The sequence below is a fragment of the Nitratidesulfovibrio oxamicus genome (assembly GCF_015731765.1).
Lineage (GTDB): Bacteria > Desulfobacterota > Desulfovibrionia > Desulfovibrionales > Desulfovibrionaceae > Cupidesulfovibrio > Cupidesulfovibrio oxamicus.
Map to the genome: position 1 here is coordinate 1 of NZ_VRYY01000088.1, position 24,753 is coordinate 24,753.

The 24,753-nt window shown below is 67.4% G+C and carries 18 protein-coding genes, 1 tRNA gene and 2 pseudogenes; 8 read left to right on the top strand and 13 right to left on the bottom strand.

Annotation, left to right across the window (positions count from 1 at the left end):
- The 6 genes and pseudogenes from FVW20_RS04050 to FVW20_RS04075 all read right to left on the bottom strand — a co-directional run.
- Positions 1-204: pseudogene (locus tag FVW20_RS04050) on the bottom strand (hypothetical protein); the annotation flags it as partial.
- A 4-nt stretch (positions 205-208) separates the two neighbouring features.
- Positions 209-757 carry a hypothetical protein gene (locus FVW20_RS04055; RefSeq protein WP_196608399.1) on the bottom strand — a complete coding sequence of 183 codons (549 nt, stop codon included), beginning with the start codon at positions 755-757 and terminating at the stop codon, positions 209-211.
- Positions 758-768: 11 nt separating this feature from the next.
- Positions 769-2,694, bottom strand: coding sequence for a hypothetical protein (locus tag FVW20_RS04060; RefSeq protein WP_196608400.1), 1,926 nt, complete (start codon positions 2,692-2,694; stop codon positions 769-771).
- A gap of 670 nt (positions 2,695-3,364) precedes the next feature.
- Positions 3,365-5,392: a helix-turn-helix transcriptional regulator gene (locus FVW20_RS04065; protein ID WP_196608401.1), complete on the bottom strand. Its 2,028-nt coding sequence runs from the start codon at positions 5,390-5,392 to the stop codon at positions 3,365-3,367.
- Positions 5,393-5,541: 149 nt separating this feature from the next.
- Positions 5,542-8,001, bottom strand: a complete 2,460-nt coding sequence (locus tag FVW20_RS04070; RefSeq protein ID WP_196608402.1) for a methyl-accepting chemotaxis protein — start codon at positions 7,999-8,001, stop codon at positions 5,542-5,544.
- Positions 8,002-8,507: 506 nt separating this feature from the next.
- A tRNA-Leu gene (locus tag FVW20_RS04075) sits at positions 8,508-8,594 on the bottom strand.
- Between the two features lie 559 nt (positions 8,595-9,153).
- On the opposite strand from FVW20_RS04075, the gene FVW20_RS04080 reads away from it, so the two are divergent.
- A complete protein-coding gene (locus FVW20_RS04080; RefSeq protein ID WP_196608403.1) occupies positions 9,154-9,792 on the top strand; it encodes an Hpt domain-containing protein in 639 nt (212 codons plus the stop codon).
- Between the two features lie 241 nt (positions 9,793-10,033).
- On the opposite strand, the gene FVW20_RS04085 is transcribed toward FVW20_RS04080, so the two are convergent.
- The 3 genes from FVW20_RS04085 to FVW20_RS04095 form a co-directional block, all read right to left on the bottom strand.
- Positions 10,034-10,684 (bottom strand): response regulator, encoded by a 651-nt coding sequence (locus tag FVW20_RS04085; protein WP_196608404.1) that lies wholly within the window; start codon positions 10,682-10,684, stop codon positions 10,034-10,036.
- 322 nt (positions 10,685-11,006) lie between these two features.
- Positions 11,007-12,098, bottom strand: a complete 1,092-nt coding sequence (locus tag FVW20_RS04090) for an ABC transporter ATP-binding protein (protein ID WP_196608405.1) — start codon at positions 12,096-12,098, stop codon at positions 11,007-11,009.
- A 76-nt stretch (positions 12,099-12,174) separates the two neighbouring features.
- Positions 12,175-13,494: a M20 family metallopeptidase gene (locus FVW20_RS04095; RefSeq protein ID WP_231038845.1), complete on the bottom strand. Its 1,320-nt coding sequence runs from the start codon at positions 13,492-13,494 to the stop codon at positions 12,175-12,177.
- Positions 13,495-13,854: 360 nt separating this feature from the next.
- Here FVW20_RS04095 and FVW20_RS04100 point away from each other — a divergent pair, with 360 nt between their 5' ends.
- The 5 genes from FVW20_RS04100 (at position 13,855) to FVW20_RS04120 (ending at position 19,189) form a co-directional block, all read left to right on the top strand.
- Positions 13,855-14,103: a FeoA family protein gene (locus FVW20_RS04100; protein WP_196608406.1), complete on the top strand. Its 249-nt coding sequence runs from the start codon at positions 13,855-13,857 to the stop codon at positions 14,101-14,103.
- A 157-nt stretch (positions 14,104-14,260) separates the two neighbouring features.
- Positions 14,261-14,452, top strand: a complete 192-nt coding sequence (locus FVW20_RS04105; RefSeq protein ID WP_196608407.1) for a FeoB-associated Cys-rich membrane protein — start codon at positions 14,261-14,263, stop codon at positions 14,450-14,452.
- A 123-nt stretch (positions 14,453-14,575) separates the two neighbouring features.
- Positions 14,576-14,833, top strand: coding sequence for a FeoA family protein (locus FVW20_RS04110; protein WP_035065827.1), 258 nt, complete (start codon positions 14,576-14,578; stop codon positions 14,831-14,833).
- Between the two features lie 2 nt (positions 14,834-14,835).
- Positions 14,836-17,151 (top strand): ferrous iron transport protein B, encoded by a 2,316-nt coding sequence (gene feoB, locus FVW20_RS04115; RefSeq protein ID WP_196608408.1) that lies wholly within the window; start codon positions 14,836-14,838, stop codon positions 17,149-17,151.
- 391 nt (positions 17,152-17,542) lie between these two features.
- Positions 17,543-19,189 carry a sensor domain-containing diguanylate cyclase gene (locus FVW20_RS04120; RefSeq protein WP_196608409.1) on the top strand — a complete coding sequence of 549 codons (1,647 nt, stop codon included), beginning with the start codon at positions 17,543-17,545 and terminating at the stop codon, positions 19,187-19,189.
- Positions 19,190-19,358: 169 nt separating this feature from the next.
- Here the strand turns inward: FVW20_RS04120 and FVW20_RS04125 are convergent, their stop codons facing one another.
- Both FVW20_RS04125 and FVW20_RS04130 read right to left on the bottom strand, forming a co-directional pair.
- Complete coding sequence (locus tag FVW20_RS04125) at positions 19,359-19,781, bottom strand: FKBP-type peptidyl-prolyl cis-trans isomerase (RefSeq protein ID WP_012612157.1); 423 nt, start codon at positions 19,779-19,781, stop codon at positions 19,359-19,361.
- Positions 19,782-20,053: 272 nt separating this feature from the next.
- On the bottom strand, positions 20,054-21,256 hold the full coding sequence (locus tag FVW20_RS04130) for a M20 metallopeptidase family protein (protein WP_196608410.1): 1,203 nt from the start codon (positions 21,254-21,256) through the stop codon (positions 20,054-20,056).
- Positions 21,257-21,706: 450 nt separating this feature from the next.
- On the opposite strand from FVW20_RS04130, the gene FVW20_RS04135 reads away from it, so the two are divergent.
- Positions 21,707-22,444 (top strand): TrmB family transcriptional regulator, encoded by a 738-nt coding sequence (locus FVW20_RS04135; RefSeq protein WP_196608411.1) that lies wholly within the window; start codon positions 21,707-21,709, stop codon positions 22,442-22,444.
- Between the two features lie 59 nt (positions 22,445-22,503).
- Entirely contained in the window at positions 22,504-23,769 is a 1,266-nt protein-coding gene (lysA, locus tag FVW20_RS04140) for a diaminopimelate decarboxylase (protein ID WP_196608412.1), read from the top strand.
- 12 nt (positions 23,770-23,781) lie between these two features.
- Here lysA and bioD read toward each other — a convergent pair whose 3' ends face one another.
- Together bioD and FVW20_RS04150 are read right to left on the bottom strand one after the other, a co-directional pair.
- Positions 23,782-24,519, bottom strand: coding sequence for a dethiobiotin synthase (gene bioD, locus FVW20_RS04145; protein WP_231038846.1), 738 nt, complete (start codon positions 24,517-24,519; stop codon positions 23,782-23,784).
- Positions 24,516-24,753: pseudogene (locus tag FVW20_RS04150) on the bottom strand (hypothetical protein); the annotation flags it as partial. The pseudogene FVW20_RS04150 and the gene bioD, both read right to left, overlap by 4 nt.

A 24,753-nucleotide genomic window follows, 5' to 3' on the forward strand; every position in this document is an offset into this window, starting at 1 on the left:
CAGCCCCGCCAGCGGTGAGGGGGCGCCGGGTGAGGCAGGTGCGGCGTCGCCATTCGCCGGTGCCGCCAGGCTGGCCGAAAGGGCGCCGGGGGCGCTGGCCGTCGGTACGGGCCGCGATGCGCCCGACGGCAGCAGCAGGATGACCGCCGCCACGATGGCCGCAACGCCCGCCATGCCGATCAGAATCTGTTCCCTGCGGGTCATGCCGTCACCCACCGATGCGCGTTGTGTTGCCGTTTACCTTCACCCAGATGGACACCTTGTAGCCCGGCCACTGGGTGCCTGCCGTCACTTCCATGGATTCCACCCGATCCAGCCACGGCTGTGCCGTGACCTGCATCAGAAAGGCGCGGAACGATTCCAGCGGGCCGTCCATGACGCCGTCCAGCCGCACCATGTCGCTGCCGCCCAGCACCGATTCCGCCAGCGGGACAAAGCGCACGCCCCTGAGCGAGGCGCGGTTGCCCATGTCCTGCAAGGTGCCGATGGCCTCGGTCAGGGCGGGCGGGGTGGGCGCGGCCAGCGCCGTGCGGCGGGCGAGGGTGGTGTCGAAGCGGGCGGCGTCGGCCTTCATTTCGGCAATGACCGGGGCGAAGGTCTGCTGCATGTGCAGCATGGCGCGGATCTGCGCCGCTTCTTCGCGCACCCGGGCCGTCTCTCGCATGGCAGGCATGATGAGCAGCAGCGTCATGCCCACGATGGCCACAAGGGACAGCACGGGAACGAGGAAGGGCGAGGTGCTTTTGGATGCTTGCATGGCTGTGCCCGTCACACCAGTTTGAGGGTGGCTATGAACTGCAATGATTCCGTGGCGGCGCCCGTTTCAGGGGACTTTTTTTCCACCGTGACGGAAAGCACCATGGGCGAGCGTTCCAGCCGGTACAGAAAGTCGGCCAGCATGGCTTCCCGTTGCAGCATGTCGCCCGCTACAACCCCGGTGACCACGGCCATGGCCGTGGCATCGGCGGCGGCGTCGGCCTTGCCCTGCGGCTGCGACGACCTCGCCTTGGCATCCCTTGCGCCGGGTATCTGGCCGTGGTCCAGCTGCGTCAGGCGCAGGCCGGAAAGCCGCACTCCCGAAGGGGTGACGGCGGCCAGTTCCGACAGCAGGGCCACGGGCATCTGGCGGCGGCTCATGGACTGCACGGCCAGGCGCAGCGCCTTGCCCTTGGCAGAGGTGGCCAGCAGTCTGGCCTTGTCGGTGGTTTCGCCAAAGGCGGTCAGCTGCTGGCGCAGGCCGTCGCGTTCGCTCCGGGCAGAAAGCAGGGCCGCGCCCTGGATGCTGGCGAAGACGGAGGTGCACAGCACCACCACCATGCTGCCCACGGCCACGGCCAGGCGAAGGCGTTCGCGCTGGCGGGCCTGCTTGCGTTCGCGAAAGGTGTTGACGCAGTTCTGGGTGCGGTCGTCGCTGGACAGCGAAAGGCCAACGGCCCACTGGGCTTCGGCGCAGTCCGGCGGCAGCTTGGCGATGTCCAGTTCGGCGCCGGGCGTGGCCGGGCCGCGCTGGCTGCTCAGCGCCGTGCACGGAATGCCCACCTGACGTCCGAATTCGTCCACCAGCGGTTGCAGGCACCCGCCGGGGGTGGAAAGGAACATGCGCGAGACGGCAGGGTAGCCAAGGGTGTTGGAGAAGTGGTCCATGGTGCGTTCGAACTGGCGCACCAGGCGTTCCACGGCGGGGGCGATGCTGGTGCCGATGTCCGGCGCGGGCCGGGCTGCGGGCTGGGCCGTCTCCGGGGATGCGGCGGGCACCGGCACGGGCTGGCCGGTGGTGCCCTGTCCCCTGGCTTCTTGCCTGTCGTGGACGGGCAGGAGGCAGGTGGAGTCGCGCAGAAGCAGGGTGCGGGCGTCGTCATCGGAAAGGGGGGCGGCGGTACCGGCGGTGGATTCCACCAGGGCGCGTGCCAGGCTGGCGAAGCCGGTCTTGACCATGCGGCTCAGCACCACCTGCGACGAGGAATAAATGTCGATGCGGGTCGATTCCTCGTCGATGTGCAGCACCGCGAACTGTTCCGTTGCCGGGTCGAGCCAGCCGGTGGTGAACAGGTTGTGCGAGGCGATGACCCGCGTGGCCGCGCCTGCAAGGGCAAACCCCGCGCGCTGCACGATGTTGCGCACCTCGCCAAGGGCGGCGCGCACGGCCAGCGTGGCGGTGACGGGAAGCTTGGGCACTCCCTTTTCGATGATTTCGCCGCCGATGGTGCAGTCGAACACCGATTGCCGCTCGTCGAACTCGCGTTCCTTGCGGGCGGTCCAGAAGGCCACGTCGTCGCGTTCCTTGGCGGAAACCTTGGGAATGCGGAAGTGCCAGTGTTCGGCGTGTTCGTCGGGCAGGGCGGCCCATACCTCAAGGTCGGGGGCGGGGCCGCAGAAGTCCAGGACCTGCTGGCGCAGGAAGGAGGAAAAGGCGTCGTCGCCGGGCCGTATGCCTGCGGGAATGCGGATGGCCTGCACCCCCTGCAATACCGGCAGGCCCGTGCGGCCGTGGCGGCTTTCCGCCAGATACAGGCAGCGGCCACGCCACTCGACGCCGAGCACGCGGCGTTCCTTCAGCGGGCGCAGCAGCGGGATGTTCCACTTGCCGGGACCCGATTGGCCGGGCTCTTGCCGGAGAGCGGGGCGCGCTGCATCGCCCTTGCGGATGAGTTCGAGCAGTCGCCCGGTGGAGGACGCATTGGCGTGCAGACCCATGGAACCACCATCCCGATTACGGTTTCGCGGGGGGCCGGGGCCACCCGTTGTTGTCGTGCCGTATCGCAAGGCCTGAGCGTGACGCACGGAACCCTCGCCGTGTCGGTGAAGGCGTACCGCGAGATCAAGCCCGGTCGCTCGTCATGCGCCGCCAATACCGGTCAGGGCAGCGGCGGCTTATGACGGTGAGGTGTCCGTCCGGTTCTGCTCGTGTGGATGTGTGGAATGCGCCAGGTCGAAAGGCCCCCCTGTGGCCCGGCGAATCCCCCCCTCTGTGCGGCTCTGACCTTGCAACAATAATTTGCTGCCGCGCAAGCGTGTTATAACTTTTCTAGAAAAAAGACTACTCGCCAGCACACATTCCGCAGCAAAAAAGCGGCCAGCGGGCCGCACTATTCCTGTGGTGCCCAGCATGGGAAACAGTAACGACGGCGGTACAATACATGGCGAAAGGAAAAAAGCAATCACCTTGTAACGGTTCTCTGGGTGATTTTTCGGGTGATTTTGTAGGGAGGGCGGCATGGCGGGTGTACCGCATGCCGAAACGCGCCATGCGCGTTCGCGGAATGGCGTGCCGGTAGGCCGCGGTTCGCAACGTGATGGCGTACAGAGTGCCGTCAGAGTGCCGTCGGAGTATCGTCAGAGTGCCGTCAGGCGTGCTGGATCGCGGTCATGCGCCTTGATGGGCCGGATCGAACCGGATGACCGCGTTGCGCAATTCCTCCTGGTTGGCCACGCCGAGTTGCCGGTAGATGTTGCGCACGTGCGTCTTGAGGGTGTTGTACGAAATGTTCAGCCTGTCGCAGATTTCCGGGCCGCTGTGACGATCTGCCAGCAACAGGGTGACGGCCACCTGCTGGCGGGTAAGGCCCATGCGGCGCAACGAATCGGCCAGGCAGGCGGCGGGCGGCGCCGAGGGATAGGTGCGCGGGGCAGCTTTGCCGAACAGGATGGGGCGGGCAGGATCTGCGGGCGCGGCGAAGGACGCGGGGGCGGAGTGAGGGCCTGATGGGCTGTCTGACGGGCTGTCTGACGGGCTGCCTGATGCGGCGATCGATGCGGCGATCGATGCGGCAGACGATGCGGCAGACGATGCGGCGATCGGCACGCTGGCAGGTGCGGTGCCCTGGGTGAGCGCACGGGGCTGGTCCGCAGGGTGCGGGTGACGGGCTGCGCCAGGCGCGTGTGGTTCACCCGGCGTGCCGGGCGCAGCAGGTCCGCCGGCAGGATTGGATGTGCCGGATACGCCCGCTGTGCTCGTCATGTCGGCGGCCCCTGCGTCATGCAGGCGGTAATTCGCGGGTACCTGCAGTTCCGCGCCGTACGTGCCGGGCGTGCCGGATGTGCCGGGCGTGCCGGATGTGCCGGATGTGCCGGATGTGCCGGACGTGCCGTACGTGTTGGACGGGAGGGGCGGGCCGGGAATATCGGACAAGCCGGTAAGGATGGTCCGCAGGGCGGCTTCGTCGTCGCACTCGGCATCGTCGTTGGCGCAGACCGGTTCGCCCGGGTCGTCTGGCACGTGTCCCGGCAGCCGCCAACCCATATAGGTGGCCGGGTCGGGCCGCACCACCAGCATGATGGATATGATGGCGCACACCGCCGCCAGCGAAAGCACCTGAATGTGGGCGATGTCCGGCGGCAACAGCAGCGCCAGCGTCATGAACAGCAGGCTGCCCGCCCACTGCGAACCGAACAGCAGCGCCCAGTACAGGGCCAGGATGCGCACGCGGTTGCGCCCGGAGTGCAGGCCCGCGCTGTGCAGCAGCGATGAGTACATGAACACGTCCAGCAGGGCGCTGCCCGAAAGCTGGATGAACATGGGCACGCGCGGCATGCGCTGGCCCAGCAGCATCAGCGTGGCAAAGCCCAACCCAAGCAACGGCAGGGCCAGCCGGAACAGGTGCCGCGGGGCCAGGGAAGGCAGGATGCGCAGCAGGATGGCCGCGCAGAGGGCCACTCCGCAGAACACCGCGCTGGAGGCCATGACCGTGGCGTCGCTTTCCGGCGGCAGTTGGTCCAGCAACTGGTAGAACAGGCCGCAGGCCGCGCTGGCCAGGAACAGCGCCGCCAGCAGGGTGGCGGGCAGAGGGCGCAGGGGGACGGGGTCCTTGTCGTCGGTGGTTTCGGGCAGGGTGATGTTGCCGAGCAGCAACCGGGAAAGCAGGGGCAGTCCCGCGCCCAGGCCAAGCCAGACGGTCTCGCCGCCAAGGCCGGAAACAGACACGGCCAGCACCGTTTCCGCCACAAAGGTGGCCATGGCGAAGCACAGCGCGGTGTCCAGGCCGGACAGAGCCGCCAGCCGCACGCCCCATCCATGGAAAAGTAGTGCGGCCCCCGCCACGGCCAGGGTGCCGATAACCACCTCCATGCCCGTGCCGTGCAGGCCCAGCCCCGGCACCAGCCCCAGCAGCGGCAGCAGCAGGGCCGCCAGCGCGGCGTCATGCACGCGCGAAAGGCGCGTGGCGTGCGGCTGCAACGACACGCAACGGGCGCACGCCAGCATGGTGGCAATGGCCACGGGCATTACCCATTCGCCAGAGCTTTCCGGCAGGGCCAGCACCTGTGGCAGATGCGCGCGCAGCAGGCCCGCCCGCATGAGGTACCACACGCAGGCGATGGACACCCCCAGCCCCACGCCGCCACGCAACAGCATGGCGGCGGAGCGTGATGACTGGCGATGCGTTGGCAGCGGCATGGCGTGTACCTTTTCGAAGATGGAAAAAGCTACTGCAACATGCTCGATTTCGTCCGGCGGGACAAGGCGGTTAGAATCAGGGAGCGTTCCTTTGCCTTGGGGGGGGCGCCCTCGGCCCTCAATCTGCAACCATCGACCTGGCGCGGCGTCTACTGCTGTCCGGCGCGTACCATGTCCTGGATGACGCCGCGCAATTCCTGCGCCAGCCTGGCCAGTTCCGTCACGGCTTCGGCAGACTGGCCCATGGCTTGCGCCGTCTCGGACGCGATGGTGCTTATCTCGTCACTGGCGCGGGTGATCTGCTCGCTTGCTGCGGATTGCTGTTCCGCTGCGGTGGCGATGTTGCGCACCTGGTCCGCCGTGGACTCGATGATGTGCACGATCGACCCCAGGGCCTTGCCCGCTTCACCCGCAAGGGTCGTGCTTTCCCCGACGGCGGTGGCGGCCTTGTCCATTTCGCCGATGTTGGCGCGCGCCCCTTCCTGTATGGCGCGCACGGCCTCACCCACCTCGCGCGTGGCGTTCATGGTCTTTTCGGCCAGTTTGCGCACCTCGTCGGCCACCACGGCAAAGCCGCGCCCGGCGTCACCGGCGCGGGCGGCCTCGATGGCGGCGTTCAGGGCCAGCAGGTTGGTCTGGTCGGCAATGTCGTTGATGACCACCATGACCTGTCCGATGGCGTCCGCCTTCACGCCCAGCGTTGCCAGGCTGAGCTTGAGCGCTTCGGAACGCTCGCGCACGATGTCGATGGCCTGCACCACCCTGCGCACCACCTCTTCTCCCGATCGGGCCTGACGGATGGCCGTATCGGCCTGTTCCGCCGCGGTCGACGCGTTGCGCGCCACCTCGATGGTGGTGGCGCTCATTTCCTCTATGGCCGTTGCGCTTTCGGTCGTGCGGGCGCGCTGGATATCCGACCCCCGCGCCGATTCGTCCACTTGCGAGGCAATTTCTGCGGCGGCCGAAGATACCTGTTGCGAAATGGAATCCGCCTGGTCCGCCGCCCGGGAAATGGCCTCGTTGGTGCGGCGTATGGCCTCTTCCTGTCGTTTCAGGTCGGTAAGATCAAGAAAGAGTTCGATGGCGCCGATGGTGTTGCCGTCACGGTCATGCAGGGGGGCGGCGGTCAGCCGCGCCGTACGCACCTGTCCCTTCTTGGTGCGCAGGGTTTCTTCGGTCACGGTTTCCCGGTCACGGGTCAGGGCGAGTTCCGTGCAGGTGGGGCAATGGTCGCCGAAGAGTTCTCCGGCGGCGCGCCCCTGCGACCAGTGCTCGACGGAGTGCTGATCTTCCATGAACGCAACGAGATGATCGTTCACGAATGTGATGTCACCATGTCTGTCCGTGGTGACCACCGGGATGGGAATGGCGCGCAGCACGCTGGTGGCGAAGCCGAGCCGTTCCTTGAGTTCGGCTACCATGCGTCGGATGGCCTCCGAGAGGTCGCGCAGTTCGCCCTTGAATCCGTCGGCAAGTTGCGCGTCCAGGTTGCCCTGCGCGATGGCTGTGGCGAAGTCGCGGAGGGTGTTCACGGGGCGGGTGACCGAGCGTGCCACGACCCAGGCCACGCCGAGCATGGCGAAGGTGACGACGACGACGCCGCCCGCGAGCGAAAGCTTGAGCGCACGAACCGGTGCGTACACCTCGGCCTCGTCGATTTCGGCGATGAGGGCCCAGGTCGTGTCGCCCACCTTCAGCGGCGAGTACACGGAAAGCACGGGGTTGCCGTTGTAGTCCGTGATGATGCGCGCACCGGGCCTGCCCGCCAGCGCGTCCCGGCTGGCTTCGGTATCCACGCCGTTACGTTCCACCGTTCCCGCAAACGAGGCATCGACAGAATGGTTCTTGGGGTCGAGAAAGGAATCGGAGCGCATTCGCTTGTCCGGCCCGACAAGATAGGTCTCGCCGGTCTGGCCCATGCCCGAACGCTCCTGCATGATGGCGTTGATCTGTTCGTTGGATATCTGCAGTACGACCACGCCCACGTTTCTGCCCGCCACGGTTACGGGCGCGGCGATGAACATGGCCGGAGCCCCTGCCGAGGGGGCGTAGGGCTTCATGTCGGAAAGGGCGGGCTGGCCGGTTTGCAGCGCCTTGCGCCACACATCCCGCAAGGGGGTGTCCATCCTGCCTGCCTCGCTGGCGAAGTCGTCTTCCTTGGCGAAGGAATACACCACGTCGCCCTTGTCGGCGTCCAGCAACAGCACGTCGTAGAAGCCCGTGTCGTTGATGAATTCGGCGAAACCGGGGTGCAGCCTGTCGTGTACGGTCTTGTACTGAGGGGGGGCATCGAACTTGCCCTTGGCGTACCCCCTGAAAGGCCCCTTGGGGCCGCCTGCGGCACGGAAAGACGCATCCAGTTCGGCCTGCGCGGGCCCCAGCCACGGCGATTTCGTGAGAACGGAGATCAACTGGATGCGCTGGTCGAAATACAGCGCCATCTGGTGCCCCTTGATGGTCCGGATGGCTGTCAGGCTGTCTGTCGCCTGTCGTTTCAGCGCGTTGTCGCTGAGCAGGGCGGCCCAAAACCCCATGATGATGACGGGGGCGAGGCCGGAGAGCAGGAACAGGACCAGCAGGCGGTTCCGCATGGTGTCAAGAAGGCGCATATGAACCTCCGTGAGGGGGGGGACCACACAAGCATAACCCGGACGGGTTCCCTCGCGCCATTATTGTGTGCGGGATGTGGCGGTTTGTACACGTCTGCTGTGGAGTGTACCTCTGCAATGTGGCAATGTTGTTGCGTGGTGCGTGGGCGGTTTGCGGGCCCCCGGTTGTCTCCCGGTCGCCCACCCCCCGTCGCCCGGAGCGGTGTGAAGACGCGCGGGCGTCGGCAACTGGCCGTGGAAGAGCGCACTGGCAGGGGCGGCGGGATGCGGTGCCCATTCGGGGGAGTGTCCGGGCTGGGGCGGCAACGGCGAAGAGGCAAGATGGACGGGGCGGGGTGCGCACAGTGGCGTGCGGTGGGTGGGGCGACCGTACCTTCCTGCGTGTACAGGCGGCGCCTTGCATCAGGTGTGGACCAGGGAATGGTCCCGGTAGCTGCCTGCGTAGCGGGCGATCGGGAGACCAAACGGAACATGCCCGACCGAATGGCCGGGCATGTCGTCTCCGATGGTGCCGAAGGGGAGAGTCGAACTCCCACGGGGGAACCCCCACTAGACCCTGAACCTAGCGTGTCTACCAATTCCACCACTTCGGCGCAGGAGGGTCTTCTAGCCAAACGCCGTTCGCTTGGCAAGCGTTTTTTTTAAAAACCTTGCAAATCCTGGCCGCATCGCCTTCCTTGTCGCGAAAGCCGCTGGCGGGCGGGGAAAAATACTTGCGCGTCGGGCCGGGGCTAAGGCAAAGGCTCATGCCTGCCGATAGCATCGGAGCAGACATCGGGCCGGGACGCAGCGTCGTCCCGTCCGCCGGGGGGAGGAGACACGATGCCCAAGGCCAGGGGGGGCGGCGCCACGCCGTTCCCTAATCGACGAGAGCAGCCGGATCTGGCGCGTGCCGATGCAGCCGCGCCGGGAACGGACACGAGGCAACTCCACGTGCTGGTGAGCGACGCGAGCGTAGCCGTGCGCGAGACCTTGGCGGCGCAAGTGGTCCTGCTGCTGCCGGGGGCGCTCGTGCACGCCGGAAGTCCGCAGGACGCGCCACGCGCGTTTGTGATGGATGACGCGCCACGCGCGTTTGTGATAGATGACGCGCCACGCGCGTTTACGATGGAGGATGCGCCAGGCGCGGTTGTACAATCCGGCACGCCCGCCATGTCGGGTGCCTCGGGCATGCCCGTACCGGCCCTGCGTCTGGTGGTGCGGCTTGGGGGAGAGGGTGCCGCCGTGCCTTCCGGCTGGGAGGATGCCTTGGTGGCGGTGGTGCGCCCCCGCGATGTGGACGGAGAGAACGTCCCGTCGGTCGGGGAGCCCCGTCGCGTCGCAGCGTCCGGCCCGGCCCATGCACCCGGATGCGTGGACCTTGCCGACATGGCGCTGGCGCTGGCCCGGTGCGGTCAATTGCGCAGGGTGGCTGAACCCGGCGTGCCCTCGGGGCAGCGGCTTTCCGCAGAGGCCCTGATTTCGGCCATGCCGGAGTTGCTGCGCCCGTTGTTGCCCGGCGTCTGGCGCACGGCAGAGTCGCTGGTCGGGCAGGCGGACGATGCGCTGCAGGCGCGGGACATGGCGTTGCTGGCCCGTGTGGCCCACACCCTGCGCGGCATGGCGGCCAACTACGTCATGCCGGAATGGGCCGCCTGCGCCGCGGCGCTGGAATGTTCCGCCCGGTACGCCGACATGGCCGCAGCGTCCGACGCCCTGGCCTGGCTGCGAGCCGCCCTGTCTGGCCTGTCTGGCCTGTCTGGCCTGTCTGGCCTGGCTGGGCTGCCTGAATTGCCCGACCTGGCGAAGTAGCCCGGCCAATCGGGTCTGCCTGGCCAGTCGGGCCTGCCCACCGGTGGCATGAAGCCCGACCCGCACGCTTGGCCCCCCTGCGGAGGCACAGGAGCCGCCGTGTCGGGAACAGCGGCCCCGCCACTTTTTTCCGCCATGAAATGCATCGACGGGCCGGACTCGCAGTGGAGTCCGGCCCGTCGTTTTGCAACTGTTCAGGGGTGGCCGATCAGGCAGTACCGTGCGGCGGGGCGCCCTTCGGCTAAGGCGTGACGGTCAGCCCGTGCTCGATGGCGAAGCTGACCAGTTCCGCCGTGCTGTCGGCACCCAGCTTGCGCTTCAGGTTGGCCTTGTGCTTTTCCACGGTCTTGTGGCTGATGCACAGTTTGTCGGCGATCATCTTGTTGCCGTGGCCTTCGGCCACCAGCTTCAGCACCTGCTTTTCGCGGTCGCTCAAAAGATCCAGCAGCGATCCGCTTTCGCGGCGACCGTGGCGCAGAAAGTCCTCGATGAGCAGTTCGGATATTTCGGGGCTGATGTACCTGCGCCCGGAAAGCACCGTTTCCATGGCCTGCACCAGGATGTCGCTGGAAACGTTCTTCAGCACGTAGCCGTCGGCCCCCGCGCTGAGGGTACGGTAGATCAGGCTGTCCTTCTTGTGTGCGGTCAGCGCCAGCACCTTGGTGCATTCGCAGCGCCGCTTGATTTCGCGGATGGCTTCCGTGCCGTCCATGAGCGGCAGCGTCAGGTCCATGAGCACGATGTCCGGCATGTGCTTTTCAACGATTTTCAAGGCCTGGATGCCGTCCGGGGCTTCTCCCACGATGGTGAACGCGGGGTATGCCCCGAGCAGGGCTTTCAGCCCCTCGCGGACGATATCGAGGTCTTCGACGAGCACAACGGTTTTCGACATGTCGGCAGCCTTTGACTATGATGTGGCTGGTCTGAAAATAACACGGTACGTTATATGTGCCCCCGGTGGAATTGTAAACCTGCTTTCGTCGCAGTAGGGTTATTCCCCATTATAACGTAGGGCGTGGGGGGGCAGGCATGGCAGTCCCATCGCACCGTGAACGGCGATGATGCGGCAGGCCTGTGCGCTGCTGTACAGGCGCATGCGGCGCGGGCCGTCTGCATGGGAGGTTCCGGGGCGATGCGGAGGCCCGGGCGGCGCACTGCGGGGCGCACCGTGCGGGCACGGGAAGGTGACGTCCGGGGGGGGCGATCCCCTCCCGTCATTCCTTGGGGGCGTGCAGCCAGCAGCGCACACCGTGCGATTGGGTCGCATCGTCCCCGATGGCGGCGACAGCTGCTGAAACGGCGGCAGGTTGCGTTGGCATGGTCAGCAGGGGCGGTTCCTGCCCGGCGCAGCGTTCGAAGGCGTGCGGGCAGCGGTCGCGGAAGGTGCAGCCGGACGGCAGCGCCCACAGCGGCGGCACAGTGCCCGGAATGGCCGAAAGCCGTTCGGCGCGCGGGCCGGAAACGGCCTGCGGCACCGAACGCATCAGCCCCTGGGCATACGGGTGCAGCGGACGCGCGAAAAAGTCGGCCACCGGCGCATGCTCCATGATCCGCCCGGCGTACATTACGGCCACATGGTCGGCTGTTTCCGCCACCACCCCCAGGTCGTGGGTGATCAGCAGCACCGATGCGCCCCGATGGGCCGCAAGGTCGCGCATCAGGCGCAGTATCTGGCGCTGGATGGTCACGTCCAGTGCTGTGGTGGGCTCGTCGGCAATGAGCAGGCGCGGATCACAGGCCAGCGCCATGGCGATCATCACCCGCTGGCGCATGCCGCCGCTCATCTGGTGCGGAAAGTCGCGGGCGCGCAGTTCCGGCGAGGGAATGCCCACCTGCCGCAGCAGGTCCACGGCGCGCGCTGCGGCATCGGACCGGGAAAGTCCCAGATGCAGCCGCAGCCCCTCGGCGATCTGCTCGCCCACCCGGAACACCGGGTTCAGCGAGGTCATGGGCTCCTGAAAGATCATCGAGATGCTGCGCCCGCGCACCCCGCGCATGTCCGGTTCCGGCAGGGTCAGCAGTTCCCGCCCTTCCAGCCGCACCGACCCGGAGGCGATGCGCCCCGGTTCCGGCACCAGGCGCAGCAGGGCCAGCGCGGTCATGCTCTTGCCGCAGCCTGATTCGCCCACCAGGCACAGGGTGCCCCCAGGCGGTATGGAAAAGGATATTCCCGCCACGGCGCGCAGGGGGGCGCCCGGCGTGCCGTCCGCGTCGGGCCGCCCCGGAAATTCCACGCTCAGGTCGCGTACGTCCAGCAGGTGCGCCGCGTTGGTCATTGTCCGCGATGTTCCGTTGTCGTCGGTCATGTCTGGCCTGTAGCTGTTTCCGGGTGATGGTGCCAGTGCCGCGAAGGGCCGTCCGCGCAGACATGCACGGGCAAGGCTATTCGTTGCCTGCCTCTCGCGCCAGGGCCCGCAGGGCCTGGTACACCGGCGCCAGGCTGGCGATCAGCAGGTGTTCCCGGTCGGTGTGCTGGCTGGTTTCGCCTTCCGCGCCCCAGACCACCCCGGCCATGGAAAGATCGGTCAGGAACCGGGCATCGCTGGCCCCGTGGGCGCAGCCGGTGGCCGCGCCGGGGGCGTGGCGCAACAGCCTGTCCAGCCACGGGGTGTCGCCGGTGACGAACAGCGGCTCCATGCGGGTGACGTCCAGTTGCCCCTGCACGGCTGCACGCATGTCGGCCACCAGTTGGTGGGGATCGTCGTGTTCCGTGTAGCGCACGTCCAGATGGGCCACGGCTTCACCGGGCACCTGGTTTACCGCCGTGCCCGCGTGCAGCAGGCCCAGATTCAGGGTGCGGTGCCAGTGGGCTTGCGCCTGCGGCGACGCGGCGGAGGGGGACGGCGCGTCAGGCGCTGTCAGCCCCGCCAGTTGCGGGTACAGGCCGGGAAAGAGGGGCTTCAGCGCCTCGTAGTCGCGCACCAGCGCATCCACGGCGTTTTCGCCCAGCCAGGGCCTGGCGCCGTGGGCGCTTTTGCCCCGCGCGGTGAGCACCAGGTCGATGACGCCTTTTTCCTTGATGATGACCGAGCCCGGCGAACCGCCGTCCAGGGCCACGCAGAAGTCGGCTCGGACGTGCGGCAGCACGCGGAAGGCGCCGTTGCGCCCGCCGGTTTCCTCGTCGCCGGTGATCACCAGCACCAGGGGCAGGGCGTCCGGGCCAAGGCCCCGTGACGAAAGGTCGCGCAGGCAGCGGCGGCACAGCACCAGGGCCATGGCCACGGCGTACTTGTCGTCGATGCTGCCGCGTCCGTGCAGCACGCCTGCCGCAGCGTCCAGACGCGGGGTGAACATGGCGTCCGCGCCGTCCACCACGTCGAAGTGCACCAGCAGGGCCAGCGGCGCGGCGTGGGCCGGGTTGCCCGCCAGCAGCGAAGGCACGCCCTCGTGTTCCATGCGGGTGCAGGGAATGCCGCTGTCGGCCAGCCAGGCGGCGATGACGTCGGCGCAGCGGGCCAGTTCTTCCGGGCGCGAGGCCGTGGAGCGGATGGCCATGAGCCGGGCGGTCAGCGCCACAATGCCGGCGATGTCCGAAGCGGTGATCTCGTCCAGGCCGGAGGGCAGACAGGTGCGGGCCTGTTCCGCGAAACGGGCGAAGGTGCCTGCGGCCCCGGCGCCCGAAGGCGAGTCCGGCATGGCTGGCGCGTCTGGCCCCTCTGGCCCCTCTGGCGCGACGGCGCCGGGATAGGTGGAATGCGGCATTGCGGCGAAGACTCCTGCGAAAACTGTGATTGATGCGTCCGACGCCTTGCCCGTGCCCGCACGGGAAGTTGGCCGGGTTGCAGCGACGGACGGAAAGGCTACCGCAGCGGGCTGGGCGCGTCCAGTTCTTGCCCATGCCCCGAACGTGAAGTTGTGACCATGCCGGGACATGTCGTGAGTGGGCGCTTGCCGGGCCTGGAGTGGTGGTTTTTGTCGAGAAGGAACTTGACAATCATTTTCAGGAGGTGCACAGATAGGCCGTCGGGCATGCATTCCCGACCCTGCATCTGTTGCCCGCGCCCCGCGCGGCAGCCGCGGTGCGGGCAGGCGGCCCGTGCTGGCCGGACCAAGGAGACGCGTATGGCTTGTTGCAAGTTGAGTGATGTTCCCGCCGGATGCCGGGTTCGGGTGCGTCGTCTCTGCGACAGGCAGGGCGAGCGTGGACGGCTGTGCGCGCTGGGCATTACGCCCGGTACGGAACTGGAGGTCTGCTCGCAGGGGGGCGCATGTTGCGTCCGGGTGCGCGATGCCTCGCTGGTGCTGGGAGACACCCTGGCCTGCGACGTCTATTGCGAACCGGTGCACTCCGGGCCGCAACTGCGCGACTAGCAGGTGCCACAATATTTCAGATTGATACACGGCATTTCAGGCCGAAACGAGTGATCGCTTCGGATGCAGGCCGGACGGGAGAGCCCCGGCGGAGTCCGCGCATGGCGCGCGCCACCGTCGACGGCAGTCGGTCACGGTCATCGACAAGGAGAAGCATATGAGTTGGGATACCCTTGTGGTTGTCGCCATCGTGCTGGCGGCGGCGGGGTATGTCGCGCGGCGGTACCTGTTCCGCAAGTCGGGCGGGTGCGGGTGCGGCTGCTCTGGCAGTTCCGGCGGCTCAGGCTGCTGCTGCGGCGGGGGGCACATCGCCTCCAAGCCGGGCGCATCCTGCGATTGCGGCAAATAGCACTGTGACAAGCTGGTAATGGCCGGCCCGAGGGCCGTGCCTTTTTTTAACGCCACTCAATGAGAAAGATTTTCAATTTCGCGGGGGCAGCCAGCCCGCGCACAGCGAGGAGGAGACACGAAGATGGGCAAAACCATTCCCCTGCGGCAACTGGCCGTGGGCCAGCGGGCGCGCATCGCCAAGGTTGACGCGCATGGCGAACTTGGGCGGCGCATCCGCGACATGGGGCTGATTCCCGGTGCGGAAGTGGAAGTCATGGGGCGTGCGCCCCTGATGGATCCGGTGGCCCTGCGCCTGAAGGGGTTCACCCTTTCGTTGCGCAACAATGAAGCCGACTTCATCGCCGTCGAGATCGACGCCAAGCCCCGTCCGCAGGAGTAACCATGTCCGCCAACGTCATCGTCGCCCTTGCGGGCAACCCCAACTCCGGCAAGACCACCGCGTTCAACGAGTACACCGGCTCGCGCCAGCATGTGGGCAACTACCCCGGCATCACGGTGGAAAAGAAGGAAGGCATCGCCCGTGTGGACGGGCGTGAAGTGCGCGTGGTGGACCTGCCCGGCACCTATTCGCTTACCGCCTACACCCAGGAAGAAGTGGTGGCCCGCCGCGTGCTGGTGGAAGACCGCCCCGACGTGGTCATCGACGTCATCAACGCGGGCGCGCTGGAGCGCAACCTGTACCTGGCCGTGCAGTTGATGGAACTGGGCATTCCCGTGGCCCTCGGCCTGAACATGATCGACGAGGCCCGCAAGCAGGGGCTGCGCATCGACGCCGCGCGCCTGTCGCAGTTGCTTGATCTGCCCGTGGTGGAAACCGTGGCCCGCACCGGCGAAGGCCTGAAGGGCCTGATGTCCGCCGCCGTCGCCCACGGCGACGCCAGGCGCGGCACCCCCTGGAAGCCGCTGGAAATCTCCTACGGTCCCGACCTCGATCCGGTGCTGGCCCGCATGGTCGAACGCATCGAGGCCGCCCGGTTCCTTACCGACAAGTACCCGGCCCGCTGGGTGGCCCTGAAGTACCTGGAAAGCGACGAGGACATCCGCGCCCTTGGTCGCGCCGCCGGTCCGCTGGCGGCAGAGCTGGAAGCCATGGCCTCGGAGGTGGCCCGCCATCTGGAAGCCACCCTGAACAGCTACCCCGAAGCCGTCATCGCCGACTACCGCTACGGCTACATTTCCGGCGTGCTGCGCCAGGGCGTGCTGACCCGCCACGACGAGCTTTCGCAGCGCCTTGCCGCCTCCGACCGCATGGACCGCGTGCTCACCCACCGCCTGCTCGGGCCGGTGATCATGCTGGCCGTGCTGTACGGCATCTACGAAATCACGTTCGCCATCGGCGAATACCCCATGGGCTGGGTGGAAGCCTTCTTCGGCTGGATGAACGAGACGGCATCTGCCGCGCTGCCCGACGGGCTGCTGAAATCGCTGGTGGTTTCGGGCATCATCGACGGCGTGGGCGGGGTCATGGGCTTCGTGCCGCTGATCATGCTGATGTTCATGATGATCGCCTTCCTCGAAGACTCCGGCTACATGGCCCGCGTGGCCTACATGCTGGACCGGGTGTTCCGCCTGTTCGGCCTGCACGGCTGCTCGGTGATGCCCTACATCGTGTCCGGCGGCATCGCGGGTGGCTGCGCCGTGCCCGGCGTCATGGCTGCGCGCACCCTGCGCAGCCCGCGCGAACGGCTGGCCACCATCCTGACCGCGCCGTTCATGACCTGCGGCGCCAAGCTGCCGGTGTTCATCCTGTTCGTGGGCGTGTTCTTTGCCGAGCAGGAAGCCCAGGCCATGTTCGCCCTTACCCTGCTGGGCTGGGGCATGGCGCTCATCGTCTCGCGCATCCTGCGCTCCACGGTGATCAAGGGCGAATCCACTCCCTTCGTCATGGAACTGCCCCCGTACCGCCTGCCCACCCTGCGCGGGATGCTCATCCACACCTGGGAACGCACCTGGCAGTACATCAAGAAGGCCGGTACCGTCATTCTGGCCATCTCCATCCTGCTGTGGGCGGCCATGACCTTCCCGCAACTGCCGGAAGACCGCACCGCCGCGTTCGAGGCGCAGCGCGCAGCCGTCACCGCCCAGAAGGAAGCGGCGGAAGCCGCCGGTGAAAAGGTTGTCGCAGCGGAAACCGCCGAAGCCGATAAGGGCGCTTCCGGAGATGCCGTGGCCGAGGCGCCTGCCGCCGATGAAGCCGGTGAGTCCAGTGAAGCCGCCGCCGAAGGCGAGGAAGAGGATCCGTTCGAGGCGCAGCTTGCCGTCATCGACGCCGAGGAGGCTGCCGCCGGTCTGGAATACTCCATCGCGGGTCGCGTGGGCATCGCCCTTGAGACCGTCACCGGTGTCGCCGGGTTCGACTGGCGCACCAACATCGCCCTGGTGGGCGGCTTCGCGGCCAAGGAAGTCATCGTCTCCACCCTGGGCACGGCCTACTCGCTGGGCGAGGTGGACGCCGAGGACGCCGGGTCGCTGGCCGAACGCATCAAGGCCGACCCGCACTGGACCCCCGCCGCTGCCGCCGCGCTGATGGTCTTCGTGCTGCTGTACGCCCCCTGCTTCGTCACCGTTGTGGCCATCAAGCAGGAATCGGGCTCGTGGCGCTGGGCCATTTTCAGCACGGTGTTCAGCACCGTCCTGGCCTTCGGCCTGGCCGTGGCCGTGTACCAGGTCGGCACCGCCATGCTGGCGGGGGGCTAACCCCGCCGGGCCGGGCCCGCACGTCATCGGCGCAACATCAGGGCAACATGCGCAACCACTACGGGGCGTCCTTCGGGGCGCCCCGTTCGCGTTTGCGGGGGGCGCTTCCCATGGGCGGCTGAACCCTTTCGGTGCCTTGGCGGCCTCCGCCTTGTTGCCGTCACCCATCCGCTTGCGCGCGGGTTTCGTGCCGTTTACATTGGGCCTTGTCGATGCCATGCACGGCGTGCCGGCAGCACGGCGCACATGCCGCACTTGCCGACTTGCCACGGGTATGGAAGGCGGGACGTTGAAGGCGGGGCAGGGCGAATTTATCGGGACAGGGCGAATTTATCGGGACAGGCCGAATTTATCGGGACAGGCCGAAAAGCCATTCGGGGGGACTTGCACCATGCGGCCTGGCCGTACCATAAAGGCGCAACTTCGGCTCTATTCACTGCTGCTCATCCTGTTGCCGCTGTCGCTGCCGCTGGCGGCGTTCTACGGCGTGCTGCGCAGCGAAGGCCTGCGCAAGGCCCAGGGCGAGATGCAGGCGGAACTGCGCCACCATCGCTACGACGTGGAACGTTGGCTGGGCTACCGCTTGGCCGACGTGGTGCACGTGTCGCGCACCGCCGCGGTGCGCACCGTGGATCTACCTGCCATGAAGCGGGACTTTCATGCCTTTCTCGACGCCCACGGCGACTTTCGTTCCCTGGTCTACGTGGATGCCGCCGGGCGCACCGTGCTTGACCTCGACATGCCGGAAGGCGGGGTGGACCTTTCCGACCGCGAATACTTCCTGCGGGCACGGCAGGGGCAGCCGTTCATCTCGCGCGTGCTGACGGGGCGCACCTCGGGCAAGGACATCGTGATTTTTTCATCCCCGGTGCTGAATCAGCAGGGCAACTTTGCGGGGCTGGTCTTCGGCGCGGTGCGCATCGACGCGCTGCTCGAAATGGTCAGCAGCCTGCGACGCACCCCGGTGGATCCGTCCTTTCTGGTGGACGCCGCCTCCGGCGTACCCTTGCTGGCCCCGGACGATGCGCAGCCCATCCCGCTGCCCCCGCTTGATATGCTCGTTGACGGGCCGGACATCTACCGCAACCGCGTCGGTGTCGAGGTTCTGGGGGTCGGACTGTCGCTCAAGAACGGTGAATGGCTGCTGGTACAGGAACGCGCCGTGGCCGACATACTGGGCGACATGCACCGGCTGCTGCTCCTCCTGCTGGCGGTATCGGGCCTGACCATTGCCGGGCTTACCCCATTCCTGCTGCGCCTCGCGCAGCGGGTTACCGGCCCCGTGGAACGCATTTCGGCCATGTCCGAGCAGATCATGGCCGGGGAATACGGCAGTGCCTGCCCCTCCCTTGATGTAGCGGGCCTGCCCCCGGAACTGGAGAGGCTGCACCGCAATTACTGTCGCATGTCCGAACGCATCAGCACCCACGTGAGTGAACTGGAGCGCCTGTCCGGCACCGACGAACTGACCGGACTGGCCAACCGTCGCCTGTTGGCCGACGCGGGTGCGCGCATCGTCAGCATCTGTCGTCGGGCAGGGCAGCCGTGCGCCTGCCTGATGCTGGATCTGGATCACTTCAAGCACATCAACGACGTGCACGGGCATGCCACCGGCGACGAGGTGCTGCGCAGACTGGCCGCCGCCATCATGGCCACGGTGCGTTCGTCCGACTTTGCAGTGCGCATGGGCGGCGAGGAATTCGCCATCCTTGCCCCCAATACCGATGCCCCCCACGCCATGTCCCTGGCAGAGCGCCTGCGCCGCACCGTGGAGCGCATCGACCTGCGCAAGGCGGGCATGTCCGTGCCCGTGACCATCAGCGTGGGAGTGGCGGGCATGACCGTTGCGCCGCGTTACGGTGCCGGGCCGCTGGAAGACCTGCTGGCCAGGGCCGACCATGCGCTGTACCGGGCCAAGCAGGCGGGGCGCAACCGTGTGGTGCTGTGGGATGACGTCGACCACGCCATGGTGGAGGCGCAGGAAGCCCCCGACGGCGAGGAACAGGCGCAGGCCCCCCCCGTCTGCGCGGGCCGCTGAGTGGCTCCTGAAGCGGACGATCTGCCAGCATGCAGACGCGAAAACGGCGCCTCCCTGACGGGGGCGCCGTTGGCGTGTCGATCGGTGGTCGGGCTGGGGTATCGCTGTCCGGCAAGGCTTCTGGCTGGCCGGTTTTATCGGCGGCTGGCCGAAACGGGCCGGAATCGGCCTAGCAGATTTCGACCAGTTCGATGTCAAAGGTCAGGTCTTCGCCCGCCAGGGGGTGGTTGGCGTCGAGGGTGACGTGCTCTTCGGTGACGTCGGTGACGGTGACGTCAAGTTCGCCGTCGTCGGTCATGAGTTGCAGCATCAGGCCCACTTCGGGTTCGATGTGCGGGGGCACCTGGTCGCGGGGCACGGTGATGATCATTTCTTCCACGTGCTCGCCGTAGGCTTCGTCGGCGGGGATGGTGATCTTCACCGACTGGCCCTTGCCAAGGCCCAGCACGGCCTTTTCGAAGCCGGGGATCAGCATGCCTTCACCCAGGGTGAATTCCAGGGGTTCACGGTCGCGGGAGGAATCGAATTCGGTGCCGTCGTCCAGCGTCCCGGTGTAGTGAACGCGAACGGTATCGCCGTTCTTGAGTGCCATTTGGGGGCTCCTTGGGGGAGAATCTGTAGTGGGTATCCGCCAGTCGGAATGAATGGGGCGGCAACAGCCGCAACGACCGGACAGGCCCGTGGACCATCGCCCGCCCCGTGGGGAATGTCAAAGATTATTCCCGGCGCAGGGATGGGCCACACGGTGCGGGCCGCGTGGCCGATATTGCCGAGAACTGGCGGGGACTGGCGAGAACTGGCGAGAACTGGCGGGAACTGGCGGGGCACGGTGCATCCGGTCGCAGGCTGCACCTCGGTCTCCGGTTATTCCCCGGTTTGCGGCGCATCCCAGCGTGCGCAGAGTTGCACGGCGGCCCGGCAGAGCACCTCGGCGCCCACGGGCAGGCACGATTCATCCGGGGCAAAGCACGGGTTGTGCACCGGGGCCACGCCCGGCCCGCCGCAACCCACGAAAAAGAAGCACCCCGGCACCCGTTGCAGGAACATGGAAAAGTCCTCGCCGCCCATGGTGGGTACCGGTTCCATCACGCGATCCGCGCCCACTGCGTCCTGCGCGGCGCGGCGCACTGCCGCCGCCGCGCGCGGGTCGTTGAGCACCGCCGGGTGGCACCACCGGAAATCCAGCCGATGCGTGGCGCCCATGGCCGCGCATACCCCGCCCGCCACCTGGTTGATGCGTTGTTCCCACAGGTTGCGCACCTCGGGCGCGAAGGCCCGCACCGTGCCCGCCATGCGCGCCTCGCCGGGAATGACGTTGTAGGCCGTGCCTGCGTGCAGTTCGCCTATGGTCAGGATGACCGGTTCCAGCGGGCTGGTCATGCGGCTGACCACCCGTTGCAGTGCTCCCACCACCTGGGTGGCGGTTTCCAGCGCGTCCACGCACAGGTGCGGGTTGGCGGCGTGGCCGCCCTTGCCCAGCACGGTCAGTTCAAAACGGTCCATGGCCGCCATGAGCGGGCCGGGTTTCACCCCCACGAAACCGGCGGGAATCTCCGGCCAGACATGCGCGCCAAGGCACACGTCCACCCTGGGATCGTCCAGCACGCCCGCCTCGATCATGGGCGCGGCCCCCCCGGGACCTTCCTCCGCGGGCTGGAACAGGAACAGGATGCGCCCGCGCAGGGCGCCGGGATTTTCCGCCGCCAGCCCGGCAAGCACCCGCGCCGCGCCCAGCAGCATGGCCATGTGCATGTCGTGCCCGCAGGCATGCATGCAGCCGGGGTTCTCCGAGGCGTAGGGGAGACCCGTGGCCTCGGTGATGGGCAGGGCGTCCATGTCCGCGCGCAGCATCACCGCGGGGCCGGGCCGCCCGGAATCGAGCAGGGCGGTAACCCCGGTGCCCGCAATGCCGGTGCGCACCGGCAGGCCCAGCGCGGCCAGTTCTTCGGCCACCAGGGCGGCGGTGCGCACCTCGTTGAAGCCGGTTTCGGGGATGCGGTGCAGGCGGCGGCGCAGGTCGACGATGTGCGGGGTGGTCGCCCGGACGCGGTCGGAAAGGGATTCCATGGGTTCTCCTGCCGTGTCCCGGCCTGTTTGCGGCGGGGCGCGGCGATGTACGGACAGCGGCTGGAAACACGGGGCCGGGGGGGCGGAGGACACGGCGCAGGTGCGGTGCCCCGCTGGCCTTCAGGCTCCGGATTTCGTGCTTCGGGCGTTGACAAACCACAATCGCGGCGGTAGTAGTACCAATCAGTACCACGCATGAGTCTTTCCCGCCGCGCAAGGGACCCGGTGCCGCCATGACCAGCAACTGGCCATGGCGCACGGAGCGGGGCGGAGAAACCCGGGCGGATGCCGGGACGGCACACGGGCAAGTGTAGCGCAAGGCGACGTTGTCGTCAGCCCCGCTCACTGCCGCCCATCAGTTCGCCGTCCGACCACCGGTCGGGTAATCCGGCCATCCGGCCCTCATGCACCGGTACCCCGCCATCCCGGCGGGCCTTTGGAAGGAAGCACATGGAACTCATTCAGGCTTTGCGCAAGTTCGGTTTCACCCAGCAGGAATCGTTGATGTACCTCACCCTGCTGCGGCATGCGGGCCAGAATCCCATGACCGGGTACGAGGCGGCCAAGGCCGCCGGAATTTCGCGCTCCAACGCCTACGCGGCGCTGTCGAGCCTGGTGGAAAAGGGTGGGGCCGTGGTGGCCAGCGGCGACACCAGCCGCTACATGGCTGTCCCGCGAGAGGAACTGCTGCTGAACCTGCGGCGCGATGCCGAAGGCACGCTGGCATTCCTTGAAGCCAACCTGCCGGACACCGAGCCGGACGAGACGCCCTATCTGACCGTGGCGGGCCTGCGCAACACCGAGGACAAGATCCGCAACATGCTGCACCTGGCGCGGCTGCGGGTGTACGCATCCATGCACGCGGACAACGTGGCGCTGTTCCGGCGCGAGTTCGACGACTGCGTGGCGCGGGGGCTGAAGGTGGTGCTGCTGTCCAATGCCGAGCCGGGCATTGCCGGGGCCACCTTTCTGAAGAACCAGGCGGGCACCGGCCACGTGAAGCTCATCGCCGATACCAGCGAGGTCATCGCGGGCCTGCTGGAGCCGGGCGTGAGCGGGCGCTGCCTGTATTCGCGCAACGAGCACCTGGTGTACCTGATGCGCGAGGCCATACTGCATGAAATGGAGCTGATCCGCATCCGCGCCGCCATGCCGGAAGGCGGGGCAGGGGCCGTTTCTGACGACTGACGCACCACCGGGCAGGCGGGCAACGCCGCCCCTGCACCGGAAACACGACGGAGACCTTGATGCCCAACGTTCGTTCCACGTACACCGATGCGGTCGGCTTCTTCGGCCGGACCACGCCCGAAGAACTGGTGGCCGCCTTCGGCAGCCCCCTGTACGTTTACAGCGAGGCCCTGCTGCGCAAGCGCTGCCGCGACATGAAGGCCCTGTCGTCGCACCCCGGCTTTTTCGTGAACTATTCGGCCAAGGCCAACACCAACCTTTCCCTGCTGCGCATCGTGCGCGAGGAAGGGCTGGTGGTGGACGCCATGTCGCCCGGCGAAATCCACGTCAACAAGGCCGCCGGGTTCACCCCGGACCAGATCCTGTACGTGTGCAACAACGTGTCCGAGGCGGAACTGGCCAACGCCGTGTCGCACGGGCTTCTGGTAAGCGTGGATTCGCTGTCGCAGCTCGACACCCTGGGCAGGGTGAACCGGGGCGGCAAGGTGATGGTGCGCTTCAACCCCGGCATCGGCGCGGGGCACCACCAGAAGGTGGTCACGGCGGGCAAGGCCACCAAGTTCGGCGTGGACCCCTCCGAGGCCTCGCTGGCCGAGTTGCGGGCCATTCTGGCCAGGCACGACATGACCCTGGCGGGCATCAACCAGCACATCGGCTCGCTGTTCCTTGAGCCGGAAGGGTACGTGGCGGCGGCGGACTTCCTGTTGTCCGTGGCGGAAAAGTTCGACACTGTCGAGGTCATCGACTTCGGCGGTGGCTTCGGCATTCCCTACCGCAAGTACGAGGACCAGCCCCGGCTGGACCTGGCCGCCACGGCGGAGCGCCTGCACGCGCTCATTTCCGGGTGGTCGGAACGCACCGGCTACAAGGGCCGTTTCTACATCGAGCCGGGCCGCTACGTGGTGGCCGAATGCGGCCTGTTGCTGGGCACCGTGCACGCCACCAAGAACAACGGTCCCACCCGCTACGTGGGCACCGACCTTGGCTTCAACGTGCTGGCCCGCCCGGTGATGTACGACGCGCACCACGATATCGAAGTGTACCGCAAGAACGGAACGCCCGACGCGGCCCTGCACCCCCAGACCGTGGTGGGCAACATCTGCGAAAGCGGCGACATCATGGCCAAGGAACGGCAGCTGCCCGCCGTCCATGAGGGCGACATCCTGGGCGTGCTGGACGCCGGGGCCTATGGTTACGCCATGAGTTCCACGTACAACCAGCGGCTGCGCCCCGCCGAGGTGCTCATCGGGCTTGACGGGGAGCCCCGGTTGATTCGCCGCCGGGAAGAGCTTTCGGATTTGATGGCCCTTTTTCCAGATGCCTAGCCCTGTTCGGGGCTAATCTGGCATCGTCGTCCCGTCCAGCACGTCGAGCATGCGCCGCAAGGGCGCAAAGGCGGCGTCGGGCGGATGCAGCAGATTTTCGATGGGCGGCACCACGCCGCTCACCGGAAAACCGGACAGCATGGCTACCGCCTCCATGTTGTCCCGCACAAGGTCCGGGGATGCGGAACGTTCCTTGGTGTGAACGAAAACGATCCCTGCCGGTTCCATCCCTCTCCGGACCAGCGCCTCCACCGAGAGGAGCGTGTGGTTCACGGTGCCTAATCCCGCCCGCGCCACCAGCACGGGACGGGCGTCGGCGGCCCGGATGCAGTCGATGCACAGGGCCTCCGGCGTGAGCGGCACCATCAGGCCGCCCGCGCCTTCGAGGACGAGAGAGGCGTGTTCACTGCGCAGACATGCCAGACTGCGCACCAGGTCTTCCGTCTCCACGCCGCGCATTTCGTCCCGCGCGGCGTGGAGCGGAGCCTTAGGCGCCGCAAAGCACCATCCCACCGCCTCCGCCGGGTCGCGCCCGGCCAGTTCCGGAACGTGCCGGTACACGAAGGCCGCGTCGCTGTCCGTGTCGTACGGGGTCTTGCACCCGGTCTGCATGGGCTTGGCGTAGAAGGGCCGCTCCCCCCGCGCGAACAACTCGCGCAGCAGCAGCATGGAAACCACCGTCTTGCCCACGCCCGTGTCCGTGCCCACCACGAACAGGGCGCGCGAGGGGGGCTGGTTCATTGCGTTCATGCTTGATCTCCGGGTGCATCGCCAGCGGTATCCGCCCCCGAATCGGGGGGAGCAGGGTGCGGTGCAGCATTCTGCGTTTCTTCCTCTTCCTTCCACGCGCGGGCCAGCAGGTCCACGCAACGGGCCACGTCGTCCACCCGGTGCAGGGCGGTAAGCCCCAGGCGCAGGGTTGCCGCGCCACGCGGCACGGTGGGGTGGCGCGCGGCCAGGGCCAGTACGCCGGGACCGCCATCC

Excerpts from the sequence above, each read along its gene's own strand:
- FVW20_RS04055 (WP_196608399.1), bottom strand. The coding sequence starts at position 757 with ATGCAAGCATCCAAAAGCACCTCGCCCTTCCTCGTTCCCGTGCTGTCC.
- feoB (WP_196608408.1), top strand. The coding sequence starts at position 14,836 with ATGTCCGCCAACGTCATCGTCGCCCTTGCGGGCAACCCCAACTCCGGC.
- FVW20_RS04080 (WP_196608403.1), top strand. The coding sequence starts at position 9,154 with ATGTCGGGTGCCTCGGGCATGCCCGTACCGGCCCTGCGTCTGGTGGTG.
- lysA (WP_196608412.1), top strand. The coding sequence starts at position 22,504 with ATGCCCAACGTTCGTTCCACGTACACCGATGCGGTCGGCTTCTTCGGC.
- FVW20_RS04090 (WP_196608405.1), bottom strand. The coding sequence starts at position 12,098 with ATGACCGACGACAACGGAACATCGCGGACAATGACCAACGCGGCGCAC.
- FVW20_RS04110 (WP_035065827.1), top strand. The coding sequence starts at position 14,576 with ATGGGCAAAACCATTCCCCTGCGGCAACTGGCCGTGGGCCAGCGGGCG.
- FVW20_RS04095 (WP_231038845.1), bottom strand. The coding sequence starts at position 13,494 with ATGCCGCATTCCACCTATCCCGGCGCCGTCGCGCCAGAGGGGCCAGAG.
- FVW20_RS04125 (WP_012612157.1), bottom strand. The coding sequence starts at position 19,781 with ATGGCACTCAAGAACGGCGATACCGTTCGCGTTCACTACACCGGGACG.
- FVW20_RS04135 (WP_196608411.1), top strand. The coding sequence starts at position 21,707 with ATGGAACTCATTCAGGCTTTGCGCAAGTTCGGTTTCACCCAGCAGGAA.
- FVW20_RS04100 (WP_196608406.1), top strand. The coding sequence starts at position 13,855 with ATGGCTTGTTGCAAGTTGAGTGATGTTCCCGCCGGATGCCGGGTTCGG.
- FVW20_RS04060 (WP_196608400.1), bottom strand. The coding sequence starts at position 2,694 with ATGGGTCTGCACGCCAATGCGTCCTCCACCGGGCGACTGCTCGAACTC.
- FVW20_RS04085 (WP_196608404.1), bottom strand. The coding sequence starts at position 10,684 with ATGTCGAAAACCGTTGTGCTCGTCGAAGACCTCGATATCGTCCGCGAG.
- FVW20_RS04130 (WP_196608410.1), bottom strand. The coding sequence starts at position 21,256 with ATGGAATCCCTTTCCGACCGCGTCCGGGCGACCACCCCGCACATCGTC.
- FVW20_RS04065 (WP_196608401.1), bottom strand. The coding sequence starts at position 5,392 with ATGCCGCTGCCAACGCATCGCCAGTCATCACGCTCCGCCGCCATGCTG.
- FVW20_RS04105 (WP_196608407.1), top strand. The coding sequence starts at position 14,261 with ATGAGTTGGGATACCCTTGTGGTTGTCGCCATCGTGCTGGCGGCGGCG.
- bioD (WP_231038846.1), bottom strand. The coding sequence starts at position 24,519 with ATGAACGCAATGAACCAGCCCCCCTCGCGCGCCCTGTTCGTGGTGGGC.
- FVW20_RS04070 (WP_196608402.1), bottom strand. The coding sequence starts at position 8,001 with ATGCGCCTTCTTGACACCATGCGGAACCGCCTGCTGGTCCTGTTCCTG.
- FVW20_RS04120 (WP_196608409.1), top strand. The coding sequence starts at position 17,543 with ATGCGGCCTGGCCGTACCATAAAGGCGCAACTTCGGCTCTATTCACTG.